Source organism: Streptomyces sp. NBC_00335 (assembly GCF_036127095.1).
In the GTDB taxonomy this organism is placed as follows: domain Bacteria; phylum Actinomycetota; class Actinomycetes; order Streptomycetales; family Streptomycetaceae; genus Streptomyces.
Genome location: NZ_CP108006.1, coordinates 4,350,007 through 4,362,439, shown reverse-complemented (window position 1 = coordinate 4,362,439; position 12,433 = coordinate 4,350,007). Strand labels below are relative to the sequence as shown.

Genomic DNA, 12,433 nt, shown 5'->3' with positions numbered 1-12,433 from the left:
CGCTAATCGCCTGCAAATCGGTGTCCGAATATCAGAGATCGAATTTGCGAACAGGCGATCTCTTGTTACGGTTCTTGTAGCCCGGTCGCTGGTGCATCCCCCGTCGCCAGCGACCGGGCCCTTGATTTTCCGGTGACGCTCAACCGTCACCCGGTACCGGTGAGTTGCTCCCGGACCGCAGGAGCAGGGCTCCTTCATCATCCGGAACTGCAAATTCCGCTACGGCCGAGTAGTCCCCCGGGACCCCGGCCGACTCCTCCCGCGGCGTTTCGCACAACCCCGGTTCGTCGCCCGCGCCGACCGCGCAGCGGATCTGCACCGTACGCCCCGCCGGACCCATCACCGTGAGCACCGCGTCGAGCGCGCGGCCGCTGGTGTTCCGGTAGTAGCTGCGCCCCCACGTCCGGCCCTCGCCCGACAGGACGCACGTCTGCGCCTCCACCCCCTGCGGGGAGGACAGTTCGGGTCCGCAGCGGGCGTCCGTGCGCGGCTGTTCGGCCGGGCCCGGGCGGGCCGGCGCCGCGGCGGGGGCCGGCGTACGGGACCGGCCGGAGGCGGAACTCGCCCCCGAGCCGCCCGGATCGGCCGAGCCCCCGGACTTCTCGGAGCCCCCGGAGTCCTCGGAGGCCCCGGATTTCTCGGAGGCCTTGGAGTCCGAGGACCCCGTATCTCCCTGGGCCGGGTGACCGAGGCCGAAGGTGGAGAGCAGCCCGCCTCCCTTTCCGTCGCTCTGACCGGCGAAATCCGGCCCGGCGATCGCCCCCGCCAACGGGAGCGACAAGATGATCAACACACCGGCGCCGATACCGATCAGGCGGAGATTCATTCGCCGAAGATAGCGATGCGGGAATGGGGCACGGAGATCCCCGCGCCCAATTCCCTTGGAAACTCGTCTCGCTGGCACCCGTACGAGTGATCCGTCAGTGCACGGGCGTCAGTACGCGGGGTACGCGCCCATCAGTACGCGAGCCGGCTTCCGCCGCCCGGGGCTCCGCTGCTCGCCTCCACCAGTGCGTCCACGACCGCCTCCACCTCGGGCAGCCAGATCTCTCCGGCACCCGCGGGCTCGCGCTCCCACCGGACCTGGCCACCGTCGATCGCGGTGGAGGGTGGCAGCAGCAAGTAGCCGCCCTCGCCGTGGAAACGCAGCGAGGAGGGCACGTGGTCCTTGGCGTAGAGGATCTCGCCGAGCCGCTCCAGCGAGTACGGCGCCACGAGCAGCGACCACCGCGTGGGGGTGGCCACGATCGGCCCGAGCCGCATCCCCTCGGCGTCCAGTCGTACGACGGCACGCGCGGCCGCCGCGGCGGGCAGGCTCACCGCGCAGGGCGCGCTCCCGCCGGTGGCCAGCAGGATCGGGGCACCCGCCCGGTTGGCCCACCACCAGGACACCATCCGGGGGTCGGTGGTGGCCGCGAGCAGCCCGGGATCGAAGGGGTGCGCGCCGGGCACGACGCAGTCGGGGTCGGGGCAGGCGCACCGGGAACTGTCGGCGCCGGAGCGTCCGACGCCCGGCAACACGGGCCAGTTCCAGATGTTGGCGCAGGTCAGCGCCGCTTCGAGAAGAGCCGGCGCATCACCCTGCGGCGGGGCGGGACGCAGGGATTGCAAGCGATTACGGAGCCGCTGGAGACGCCTTCCGAGGATCTCGCGCATGAGCGCTCGTTCCTTTCCGTTGAACGCCGAGGGCCACATCACACCATGTAAGCGGTGGTTCACCACACGTGCACGTTTCGCGTCACTGTCCGCCTGAAGCAGGTTCACACGGTTCGTGCAGTTTTCTTACGGGTCCATGAAACGTCCGTCGGGGGCGGTACGCGACCCGGGGCCGCGCGGGGGACGGCTCTCGTCGATGGGGACGACGGGCCGTGCCCGACGGTTCCCGGCGGGCACCGGACTGCGCCAACTCTCCCCGGGTGCAACGGATTACGTACCCGGACCGGCCGACTGACTCGCCCAGTCGACCGCAAAAACCGCCCGCTTCCCGCATTTTCCGGCCAAGTTCTAGCCCTGACCGAACAGTGAGTTGCCGTCCCACGGACACCAGGATTCCCACCTGGGCAATGCTGGACATCGCTCCTCGTGTGCGTGTAGATGTGGATCCATTGATAGCGGCGCAGCATGATCTGGGGGTTTGCGATGCTATATGGCGAATCGCACCAGCTGGAAAGGCGGACGCCATGAGCGCCCCGCATCTGCCGAAAGTGGCTGGAATCGATCCAGCTGTCACAGCGTCCCCGCACACTGTGGCGCCCACACCGGCGCCCACGGCCGTGTCCACATCGACGAGCCCGCGAACGGTCCACACACCGGCGCAGGGCCCCGCCGCGAGCTCGGTCATTCAGGACCGCCTCGCGGGCATGGTCTCCGACCTCACCACCCTCCACGAGCTCACCGAGCGGCTCGCCCGCGCCAGTGACCTCACCGCCTCCCTCCAGGAGTTCCTGCGGGCGGGTGCGGCCCTCGTGGGCGCCCGTCGCGGCCTGATCGTCCTGGAGCCCTCCGACGGACTCGGCCCCACCACCACGATCGGCCTCGGGCTCGGCCACGCCGACCTCGGCCACATCGAGACGGTGCCGCGCAGCGCCACCTCCTACGGCCGCATCCTCGACGGCCTGCCCGACGCCAACGGCGGCTCGGAGGTCCTGCCCGAGCCCGGTACGACCGCCGGCCCCGGCGGCGACGCGTACGGCGCCACCGTCGACCCCCGCCACCGCGAGGTCGCCGCCCGTCTCGGCTACGCCGCCAGCTACGCGCTGCCGCTGACCGCCGAGGCCACCGGCCGGCTCGGCGCGGCCGTCTGGCTCTACGACGAACAGGCCGAGCCCAGCGACCGCCAGCGCGACCTGGCCGGTCTGTACGTCCGGCACGCCGCCGAGCACCTGGCCCGGATGCTGGAGGTGGAGCGCGCCCGCTCCAGCCTGGCCACCGTCGCCGAGGAACTGCTGCCCAGCCGGCTCCCCCGGATCCCCGGGGTCCAGCTCGCCGCCCGGCACCACACCGGCCCGCACGGCGGAGGCGACTGGTACGACGCGCTGCCGCTGCCTGAGGGCGCCCTCGGGCTGGCCGTCGGCTCCGTCACCGGCTCGGGACCGAGCGCCGTCGCCGCGATGGGGCGGCTGCGCGCCTCGCTGCGGGCGTACGCCGTCATGGAGGGCGAGGACCCCGTCGCCGTCCTGTCCGACCTGGAGCTGCTGCTGCGCCTGACCGAGCCCGCGCGCTCGGCGACCGCGCTGTTCGCCTACTGCGAGCCCGCCGGGGGCCCGAACTCGAACGGCCGGGGGAGGAAGCTCATCCTGGCCGGCGCCGGGCACACCCCGCCGCTGCTGATCGGCGAGCGGCGCACCGAGTACGTGGAGACCACCCTCTCCGCACCGCTCGGCATGCTGTCCTGCTGGGAGGCTCCGAGCGTGGAGATCGAGCCCGCGCCGGGAGAAACGGTGCTGCTGTACACGGACGGGCTGCTCCGCCGCACCGGGGACCCGATGGACCGGGCGTACGCGCGGCTGCACGCCGCGGCCGCGGGGATCCCCCGTAGCGTCCGCGAGGACCCGGCCGCCATCTGCGACCACATCCTGCGGACGGTGCTGCCGGACGGCGGCGGGGACGGTCCCGTTTCCCCGGCGGACGCCTCCGAGGACATCGTGCTGCTCGCGGCGCGGTTCGAGTGACGAGGACATGAGGAGACGGGGGCGGGGGCGGGGGCGGGGCGTGTGACGGTGTGGCCGGGTTTAGCTGATTTGTCACACGACCCGTCGGGGGGCGTCCGCTCACACATACGATGGATGAGGTCCATACCCGGTCCGTGTCCGTCGTACTGAGGAGAAGACGTGGCTGACGAGCTCACCCCGGAGACCCCGGAAGAAGAGCAGCCCAAGAAGAAGCACAAGCAGCGCAAGAACGGGCTGTACCCGGGTGTCAGCGAGGAGCTCGCCGCGAGCATGCGCACGGGCTGGGCAGACACCGAGCTGCGCGGACTGGAGCCGATCGCTCAGGCCGCGCACACCGCCGCCCGCCGCTCCGCACTGTCCCGGCGCTTCCCCGGTGAGCGTCTCGTCGTCCCCGCCGGGCGGCTGAAGACGCGCTCGAACGACACCGAGTACCCCTTCCGCGCCTCGACCGAGTACGCGTACCTCACCGGCGACCAGACCGAGAACGGCGTCCTGGTCCTGGAGCCCGCGGGGGAGACCGGCCACCACGCCACCGTCTACCTGCTGCCCCGCTCCGACCGCGAGAACGGCGAGTTCTGGCTCTCCGGCAGCGGTGAGCTGTGGGTCGGCCGCCGCCACTCCCTCACGGAGGCCGAGCAGCTCCTGGGCATCCCGGCCAAGGACGTCCGTAAGCTCGCCGAGGAGCTGACCGAGGCCGAGGGCCCGGTCCGCGCCGTGCGCGGTCACGACTCCGTCATCGAGACCGCCCTGACCGACAAGGTCACCAAGGAGCGCGACGAGGAGCTGCGCGTCTACCTCTCCGAGGCCCGCGCCGTGAAGGACGCGTTCGAGATCGGCGAGCTGCAGAAGGCCGTCGACTCCACCGTCCGCGGCTTCGAGGACGTCGTGAAGGTGCTCGACAAGGCCGAGGCCACCTCCGAGCGCTACATCGAGGGCACGTTCTTCCTGCGCGCCCGCGTCGAGGGCAACGACGTCGGCTACGGCTCCATCTGCGCCGCCGGTCCGCACGCCTGCACCCTGCACTGGGTCCGCAACGACGGCGACGTCCGCTCCGGCGACCTGCTGCTGCTCGACGCCGGTGTGGAGACCCACTCCCTCTACACCGCCGACGTCACGCGCACGCTGCCGATCAACGGCACGTACACCGACATCCAGCGCAAGATCTACGACGCGGTCTACGAGTCCCAGGAAGCCGGCATCGCCGCCGTCAAGCCGGGTGCGAAGTTCCGCGACTTCCACGACGCCTCGCAGCACGTGCTCGCCGAGAAGCTCGTCGAGTGGGGCCTGCTGGAGGGCCCGGTCGAGCGCGTCCTGGAGCTCGGCCTGCAGCGCCGCTGGACCCTGCACGGCACCGGCCACATGCTCGGCATGGACGTCCACGACTGCGCCGCCGCGCGCACCGAGGCGTACGTCGACGGCACGCTGGAGCCCGGGATGTGCCTGACCGTCGAGCCCGGTCTGTACTTCCAGGCCGACGACCTGACCGTGCCGCAGGAGTACCGCGGCATCGGCGTCCGGATCGAGGACGACATCCTCGTCACCGAGGACGGCAACCGGAACCTGTCGGCCGGTCTGCCCCGCACCTCGGACGAGGTCGAGGCGTGGATGGCACGGCTCAAGGGCTGACGCCACCGCTCGCTCGTACGCGCCGATGGGCGGGACCCTCCACGGGTTCCGCCCATCGGCGCGTCTACGACACCTTCAGCAGCGAGTCGTCCCGCCACTTCAGCATCTTGTCGAAGCTGACCACGGCGCCCCGGCCCGGCCGGTTGCGGAAGCGGACGTGGTCGGCGAGCTCCTCGATCAGGTGCAGTCCCCGGCCGTGCTCGGCCAGGGACGGTCTGCGGCGGGCCACCGTCGCGGGCGGGAACCCCGGGCCCGAGTCGCTCACCTCGATGCGGCAGCGGTCCCCGTCCAGATAGGCCGTGACGTGGTACGCCCCGGTCCCGTCCGGGGATCCGCCGCCCGGGGCCGCGTCGTCCGTGTATGTCGCGTCGTCCGGGTACGTCGCGTCGTCCGGGTACCCGCAGCGCGGGACGGGTTCGCGGCCACCGTGCTCCACCGCGTTCGCGCACGCCTCGCTCAGCGCCACCGACAGGTCGAAGGAGATGTCCGGGTCCACCCCCGCGGTCTCCATCGTCCCCAGCAGCAGTCGCCTCGCGAGGGGCACACTCGCTGCTTCGCGCCTCAAGTGGAGAGACCACCAGATGCTCATACGGTTACCTATTGCCGCCCGGGGCGGGGGCTAAGCGCCAGAAGGCCGACAGAGCCCTCGTTCGGCCGATGCGGCGCTCCCGGGCGGCGGTGTATGCGGCGGTGTACGCGCAGATGCCGGGCTGGGGTTGGGGGAGTGGCCGGGTGCGCGGGCACCGACCGACGCCCCGCATCCGTGCGCGGGAATGCCAACCTGCTGTCGCACCTGCCGTATGCGGCGCCTAAGCCCAGTGCGATGATGGCCCGGCCATGACTGCCCCCCACGCGACGCAGGCCGGACCCGGCCTCAGGCTGATCCGGGCCGCGGTGTTCACCGCGGTCTGTGTCGTGCTGTCCGCGGCCGGGCACGCACTGGCCTCCTGCGCGACGGTGCCCTGGTGGTCCCTCTGCGCCGGCTTCCTCGCCGTCTTCGCGGTGGCGGCCCCCCTCGCGGGACGCCGCCGCTCGCTGCCCGGCATCGCCGCCGCACTGGCGGGCGGACAGCTCGCGCTGCACACGGTGTTCGGCCTCGGCCAGCACAAGGCCTCGGCGGGCGGCGGTACCTCCTCGGAGACCTCACTAGCGGCGCTGGCCGCCCAGCTGGTGTGCGGGGGCAACTCCGTCCCGATCCACCCGGCGGATGCCCGGCGGATCCTGGAGAGCGCCGGGCTGGACCCGGACGCCGTGGCCGCGCAGGCCGAGGCGCAGGGGCACATGACCCACGCCCACATGGGGCAGGGCCTCGTAGAGCCGGCCACCGGACTGGTCGGGCTGTTCAGCCCGGCCATGCTGATCGGGCACCTGCTGGCCGCGCTCGCCGCCGGCTGGCTGCTCGGGCGCGGCGACGCCGCGCTGTTCCGCCTCCTCGAACTGTCCAGGCTCTCCGCCGCGTCCGGACCGGTACGCCCCCTGCGTGCCGCGCTGGCCTACGTACGGGCCCTCGGCGCGGGTCTTGCGGACCGGCCCGTGCGTACACCGCGGGCAGCGGGCGCCGGGACCGGCTCCGGGCTCTCCACGGGCAGGGACGCACTCCAGCACACGGTGATCAGGCGCGGGCCGCCCACGGCATTCGCCCTCGCAGCCTGAAGCGGCACCTCTCCTCCCCGGGACTCACGACGGGAGCACCGGTGCCGCGAACTCCGTGCGCGCCGCGCGCGGAGCCACCGTCACCACAGCTTCCGTGGAGTGTTTCTGCCATGAAGACCTCTCGCGTCTCCTTCGCCGCCGCCCTCGCCGCCGGTTCCGTCCTCCTCCTCTCCGGTACGGCCTTCGCCCACGTCGGCGTGCAGCCCGGCGAGGCCACCAAGGGCGGCTACGCGACAATCAACTTCAAGGTCCCCAACGAGCGGGACGGCGCCTCGACGACCCAGCTGGAAGTCAACTTCCCCGTCGACCAGCCGCTGTCCTCCGTCATGCCGCAGGACGTTCCCGGCTGGACCGTGAACGTGGAGAAGACCAAGCTCGACAAGCCGCTCACCGTGCACGGCAAGCAGATCAACGAGGCCGTCACCAAGGTGACCTGGTCGGGCGGCAAGATCGAGCCCGGCAAGTTCCAGCAGTTCCCGCTGTCCGTCGGCAAGCTGCCCGACAGCACGGACAAGATGGTCTTCAAGGCGATCCAGACCTACGACAACGGCGAGATCGTCCGCTGGATCGAAGAGCCCAAGGAAGGCGCCGCGGAGCCGCAGAACCCGGCGCCCGTCCTGAAGCTGATCGCCGCCCCGGCCGGCGGCGACCACCACGACGCCGCCGCGAAGACGGACGGCGACAAGAACGGCGCCGCGGCCGACCACAAGGACGGCCACGACACGGCCGCCGCCAAGAGCGGCTCCGACACGACCGCGCGGGCCCTCGGCATCGCCGGCATCGTCATCGGACTCGGCGGCGTGGCCTTCGGTATCGCCTCGCGGCGCCGCACCTCCTGACCTCCTGACCTGCCGATTCCGCGCAGCCGGCCGGTCATCCGGGCCGGCCGGGCTCGCGGATCCACCCGTACCACCCCCGATCCCAGGGACTTTCCCATGCGCACCACACGTGTGACGCTCGCCGCCCTCGTGGCGGCGGCCGCCCTCACCCTCACCGCCTGCGGTGGCGAACCGGCCAAGAACGGCCAGGTCACCCAGATCAGCGAGAACCAGGCGAAAGCCGGCTCCGCCACCGTGCTCGACCGCCCCTTCGACAAGCCGGACGTCGTCCTCACGGACACCACCGGCAAGCCGTGGAACCTGCGCGAGCAGACCAAGGGCAAGCCGACGCTCATCTACTTCGGCTACACCCGCTGCCCCGACGTGTGCCCCCTGACGATGAGCAACATCGCCGTCGCCAAGAAGGCACTTCCCAAGGCCGACCAAGACAAGCTCCAGGTCGTCTTCATCACCACCGACCCGGAACGGGACACTCCCGAATCCCTCGGCTCGTGGCTCAAGGCCCAGGACCCGGCATTCACCGGGCTGACCGGGGACTTCGCCACCATCCAGGCCGCCGCACGCACCCTCGGCATCGGTATCGAGGCCGCCAAGACGGACGCCGCCGGCAACGTCGTGTCCATGCACGGCGCCCAGGTCATCGCCTTCTCGCCCAAGACCGACGAGGGATACCTCCTCTACGGCGAGAGCACCACCGTCGATGACTACACCAAGGACCTGCCGAAGGTCGTCAAGGGAGAGAACCCGTGAACACCCGCACCACCAGCACCCGCACCCTCGCCGTCGCCCTCTCCCTGACGGCCGCGCTCGCCATATCCGGCTGCTCCTCGGACGGCAAGGACTCCGGATCCGCTTCCGGTGGCGCTCCGAAGCTGACGGTCAGCGGCGGCTACATGCCGCAGCCCGTGAACGACGAGATGGCCGGCGCGTTCATGGTCATCAAGAACGACTCCAAGACGGCCGACAAGCTGACCGGCGCCACGAGCCCGCTCTCCGACGATCTGCAGATCCACGAGACCAAGGATCAGAAGATGCAGCAGGTGCAGTCCATGGACGTGCCCGCGAACGGCGAGCTGAAGCTGGCGCGCGGCGGCAGCCACGTCATGTTCATGGGGCTCAAGAACACCCCCAAGGTCGGTGACAAGGTCACCATCGAACTGCGCTTCGAGAAGTCCGGCCCGGTCAAGGTCGAGCTGGACGTCAAGGAGCGGACGTACAAGGCTCCGACATCCTCCGATGGCACCGCCCACTGACGGACCGAGGGACTGACACGCCATGACGGCCACCGCCCCGACCCCATCCACGGCCCGCGTCCGTGCCACGGCACTCCTGCCGCGGCTCGCGCTGGTCCTCGCCGCTCTGCTGGCAGCCTTCTTCGCCGCTGCCGCGCCGGCCTCGGCACACGCCGCGCTGACCGCGAGCGACCCCACGGACGGGGCGGTGGTCGCCATGGCGCCCGCCCAGATCACGCTCTCCTTCTCGGAGGGGGTCGCCATGAACGGCGACTCCATCCGCGTCCTGGATCCCCGGGGCAAGCGCGTCGATACCGGCGAACTGCGCGACCTCTGCAGCGGAAGCATCATCCGCTACGGCACCGCCCTGCGCCCGGGACTGCCGGACGGCACCTACACCGTCGCCTGGCAGGCCATATCCGCGGACAGCCACCCCATCTCCGGCGCCTTCACCTTCTCCATCGGAGCACCCTCCGAGACCGCGGTCTCCCTGCCCTCTCGGACGGCGGGCGACGGGCCCGTCGCCGTCGCCTACGGCATCGCGCGCTACGTGGCCTACGCCGGGTTCGCCGTACTGGTCGGCGCCGCCGCCTTCATCCTCCTGTGCTGGCGCCGGGGCGCGGCGCAGCGGCCGATGCAGAAGCTGGTCGTACGGGCCTGGGTCGCGCTCACCGTGGCCACCCTGGTGATGCTGCTGCTCCGCAACCCGTACACCGGGTCGGGGAACTTCTCCGACGCCTTCGACCTGGCCGGGCTGAAGACCGTCCTGGAGACCAAGTCCGGGGCCTCGCTCGTCTCGCGGCTGCTGCTCCTGGGCGCCGCCGCACTGTTCATCACCGTCCTGTTCGGCTCCTATGCCCGGCGCCACACGGCGGACGGCACGGACGGACCGGGCGGCTCCGGCACCTCCGAGGTCTCCGAAGAGGACGCCAAGGGCGAGAGCGACCTCGTCTTCGGGCTCGGCATCGGCGGGACCGTCGTCGCCGGCGGCATCGCCGCCACCTGGGCGCTGTCCGAGCACGCCTCCACCGGCATCCAGCCCGCCCTCGCCATGCCCGTCGACATCCTGCACCTGCTGGCCGTCGCCACGTGGCTCGGCGGACTCACCGCACTGCTCGTCGCACTCCACAAGGTCCCGGGGATCGAGCGCACGGCGATCCGGCGCTTCTCCACCGTCGCCTTCACCAGCGTTCTCGTCCTGGCCGGCACCGGCACCTACCAGGCCTGGCGCCAGGTCGGCAGTTGGTCCGCGCTGACCGGGACCGATTACGGCCGGCTGCTGCTCGTCAAGATCGGCCTCGTGGCCGTCGTCGTCGCCATCGCCTACACCTCGCGGAAGTGGACCTCGCGGCTGGCCGGGAGCCAGAGCGAGGCCGAGGTCAAGGCCGAAGCCAAGGCCGAGCGGGAAGCGGAGGAGGCAAGCCCTTCCGATGTTTCACGTGAAACATCACCCGTGGCCGTCGCCTCGGACGCCAACGCCGTCCCCGACGCCTCGGACGCCGTCGCCTCCGACCCCCGGCGCGCCGCGCAGCTCGCCCGCCAGAGTGCCGCGCGGCGCACCGCGCGGGAGAAGCAGGTGCGCGACGCCGATCCGGACCGCGCCGGCCTGCGCCGGTCCGTCCTCGCCGAGGCGGGCGTCGCCGTGGTCCTACTGGCCGTCACCACCATCCTCACCAGCACCGAGCCCGGCCGTGCCGCGGAGCTGGAGGTGGGTCGCGGTTCCACCGCCACCGCCGTTCCCGACCGCGCGGTCAAGGTCACGCTGCCCTTCGACACCGGCGGCCAGAACGGCAAGGGCTCGGTCCGGCTCCAGCTGGACCCGGGCCGCGTCGGTGCGAACACCCTCCACGTATGGGCCGAGACCCCCGACGGCAAGCCGCTCGACCTGCCCGAGCTCAAGGTGTCCTTCACCTTGGAGGCCAAGGAGATCGGCCCGCTTCCGGTCCTCCCCGAGCGTGCCGCCGCCGGGCACTGGACCGCATCGGGCGTCCAGCTTCCGCTGACCGGGGAATGGCGGATCGACGTGACCATCCGCACCTCCGACATCGACCAGACGACCGTCCAGAAGAACGTGAAGATCGGCTGACCCGCGTGACCCAGAACAGCGACCCCACCGAGAGCACAGAGAGCACCGAGAGCGCCGAGCGCACCACGGAACTCCCCGGTATCGAGATCTCCCGCCGCCGTCTGCTGGGCACGGTCGGCGCCGCGGGCGCCGCCGGGCTCGCGCTCGGCGCCGCCGGCGGAGCCCTCGTACAGTCCGCGGTGTCCGGGTCCGAGTCCACGGGATCCGGCGGCGCCCCCGGCAGCCTCGGGGCCACCCGGGTGGCCTTCCACGGGGATCACCAGGCCGGCATCACCACGCCGCTCCAGGCCAAGGGGCACGTCCTCGCCTTCGACCTGGCGCCCGGTGCCGGGCGTACCGAGGCCGCCGCTCTGATGCGGCGCTGGTCCGATACCGCGCGGCGGCTGACCGCGGGGGAGACCGCACCGGTCGCCGACACCGGCATCGCCCTCGGCTCCGGCCCCTCCTCCCTCACCGTGACCTTCGGCTTCGGCCACTCCTTCTTCGAGCGCACCGGCCTCACCGCACGCCGCCCCGCCGCCCTCGACCCGCTGCCGGACTTCTCCGCCGACCGGCTCGATGCCCAGCGCAGCAACGGCGATCTCTGGGTGCAGATCGGTTCCGACGACGCACTGGTCGCCTTCCACGCGCTGCGCGCCCTACAGAAGGACGCGGGGGAGGCGGCCCGGCCGCGCTGGCAGATGAACGGCTTCAACCGCTCTCCCGGCGCCACCGCCTCTCCCATGACGGCCCGCAACCTCATGGGTCAGGTGGACGGCACCAACAATCCGAAGCCCACCGAAGCCGACTTCGACCAGCGGATCTTCGTCCAGGGCACGCTCCCCCCGGAGCACGCCTGGATGACCGGGGGCTCGTACGCCGTCGTACGCCGCATCCGGATGCTCCTCGACTCCTGGGACCAGCAGTCACTCGCCCAGCAGGAGCAGGTCATCGGCCGTACGAAGGCCACCGGCGCCCCGCTGACCGGAGGCGGCGAGACCACCGCCATGGCCCTCGACAAGATCGGCGCCGACGGGAAGCCGGTCATCCCCGCCAACGCACACGCCCGGATCTCCGCACCCGCACAGAACGGCGGGGCGGCCATGCTCCGGCGTCCCTTCTCCTTCCACGACGGGATCGCCCCCGACGGAACCCCGGACGCGGGGCTGCTCTTCATCTGCTGGCAGGCCGACCCGGCCCGCGGTTTCGTCCCCGTCCAGCGCAAGCTCGATCGTGGCGACGCCCTCTCGGCTTTCATCCGGCACGAGTCGAGCGGCCTGTACGCGGTGCCGCCCGGCGCGCGCGCCGGGGAGTACGTGGGCCAGCGGCTGCTCGAAGGGTGAACAG

11 protein-coding genes are annotated in these 12,433 nt (G+C 71.7%); 8 read left to right on the top strand and 3 right to left on the bottom strand.

All coding sequences use genetic code 11. The annotated features are described in order from the left end of the window. Positions 1 to 139: 139 nt before the first annotated feature. Together OHA37_RS19550 and OHA37_RS19545 are read right to left on the bottom strand one after the other, a co-directional pair. On the bottom strand, positions 140 to 826 hold the full coding sequence (locus OHA37_RS19550; protein ID WP_266906995.1) for a hypothetical protein: 687 nt from the start codon (positions 824 to 826) through the stop codon (positions 140 to 142). 131 nt (positions 827 to 957) lie between these two features. Further along, on the bottom strand, positions 958 to 1,656 hold the full coding sequence (locus OHA37_RS19545; protein ID WP_266906993.1) for a bifunctional DNA primase/polymerase: 699 nt from the start codon (positions 1,654 to 1,656) through the stop codon (positions 958 to 960). A gap of 407 nt (positions 1,657 to 2,063) precedes the next feature. On the opposite strand from OHA37_RS19545, the gene OHA37_RS19540 reads away from it, so the two are divergent. Next, complete coding sequence (locus OHA37_RS19540; RefSeq protein ID WP_266906991.1) at positions 2,064 to 3,671, top strand: PP2C family protein-serine/threonine phosphatase; 1,608 nt, start codon at positions 2,064 to 2,066, stop codon at positions 3,669 to 3,671. A 159-nt stretch (positions 3,672 to 3,830) separates the two neighbouring features. Further along, positions 3,831 to 5,297, top strand: a complete 1,467-nt coding sequence (locus tag OHA37_RS19535) for an aminopeptidase P family protein (RefSeq protein ID WP_266906989.1) — start codon at positions 3,831 to 3,833, stop codon at positions 5,295 to 5,297. Positions 5,298 to 5,361: 64 nt separating this feature from the next. On the opposite strand, the gene OHA37_RS19530 is transcribed toward OHA37_RS19535, so the two are convergent. Next, positions 5,362 to 5,886 carry an ATP-binding protein gene (locus tag OHA37_RS19530; protein WP_266906987.1) on the bottom strand — a complete coding sequence of 175 codons (525 nt, stop codon included), beginning with the start codon at positions 5,884 to 5,886 and terminating at the stop codon, positions 5,362 to 5,364. Positions 5,887 to 6,134: 248 nt separating this feature from the next. Between OHA37_RS19530 and OHA37_RS19525 the strand changes: the two genes are divergently transcribed. From OHA37_RS19525 to efeB, 6 genes are all read left to right on the top strand, one after another. Next, complete coding sequence (locus OHA37_RS19525; protein WP_266906986.1) at positions 6,135 to 6,950, top strand: hypothetical protein; 816 nt, start codon at positions 6,135 to 6,137, stop codon at positions 6,948 to 6,950. 110 nt (positions 6,951 to 7,060) lie between these two features. After that, the gene (locus OHA37_RS19520) at positions 7,061 to 7,789 is read left to right on the top strand and encodes a YcnI family copper-binding membrane protein (RefSeq protein ID WP_266906984.1); all 729 of its coding nucleotides are present in this window, start codon (positions 7,061 to 7,063) and stop codon (positions 7,787 to 7,789) included. Positions 7,790 to 7,885: 96 nt separating this feature from the next. Next, complete coding sequence (locus OHA37_RS19515) at positions 7,886 to 8,539, top strand: SCO family protein (RefSeq protein ID WP_266906982.1); 654 nt, start codon at positions 7,886 to 7,888, stop codon at positions 8,537 to 8,539. After that, complete coding sequence (locus tag OHA37_RS19510) at positions 8,536 to 9,042, top strand: copper chaperone PCu(A)C (protein ID WP_266906980.1); 507 nt, start codon at positions 8,536 to 8,538, stop codon at positions 9,040 to 9,042. Before OHA37_RS19515 ends, OHA37_RS19510 begins: the two co-directional genes overlap by 4 nt. 22 nt (positions 9,043 to 9,064) lie before the next feature. Beyond that, positions 9,065 to 11,107: a copper resistance CopC/CopD family protein gene (locus OHA37_RS19505; RefSeq protein ID WP_266906978.1), complete on the top strand. Its 2,043-nt coding sequence runs from the start codon at positions 9,065 to 9,067 to the stop codon at positions 11,105 to 11,107. Positions 11,108 to 11,187: 80 nt separating this feature from the next. Next, the gene (efeB, locus tag OHA37_RS19500) at positions 11,188 to 12,429 is read left to right on the top strand and encodes an iron uptake transporter deferrochelatase/peroxidase subunit (RefSeq protein WP_443046311.1); all 1,242 of its coding nucleotides are present in this window, start codon (positions 11,188 to 11,190) and stop codon (positions 12,427 to 12,429) included. Positions 12,430 to 12,433 lie beyond the last annotated feature (4 nt).

Coding starts and splice junctions, on each gene's coding strand:
- OHA37_RS19550 (WP_266906995.1), bottom strand. CDS start 826: ATGAATCTCCGCCTGATCGGTATCGGCGCCGGTGTGTTGATCATCTTG.
- OHA37_RS19545 (WP_266906993.1), bottom strand. CDS start 1,656: ATGCGCGAGATCCTCGGAAGGCGTCTCCAGCGGCTCCGTAATCGCTTG.
- OHA37_RS19540 (WP_266906991.1), top strand. CDS start 2,064: ATGCTGGACATCGCTCCTCGTGTGCGTGTAGATGTGGATCCATTGATA.
- OHA37_RS19530 (WP_266906987.1), bottom strand. CDS start 5,886: ATGAGCATCTGGTGGTCTCTCCACTTGAGGCGCGAAGCAGCGAGTGTG.
- OHA37_RS19525 (WP_266906986.1), top strand. CDS start 6,135: ATGACTGCCCCCCACGCGACGCAGGCCGGACCCGGCCTCAGGCTGATC.
- OHA37_RS19520 (WP_266906984.1), top strand. CDS start 7,061: ATGAAGACCTCTCGCGTCTCCTTCGCCGCCGCCCTCGCCGCCGGTTCC.
- OHA37_RS19515 (WP_266906982.1), top strand. CDS start 7,886: ATGCGCACCACACGTGTGACGCTCGCCGCCCTCGTGGCGGCGGCCGCC.
- OHA37_RS19505 (WP_266906978.1), top strand. CDS start 9,065: ATGACGGCCACCGCCCCGACCCCATCCACGGCCCGCGTCCGTGCCACG.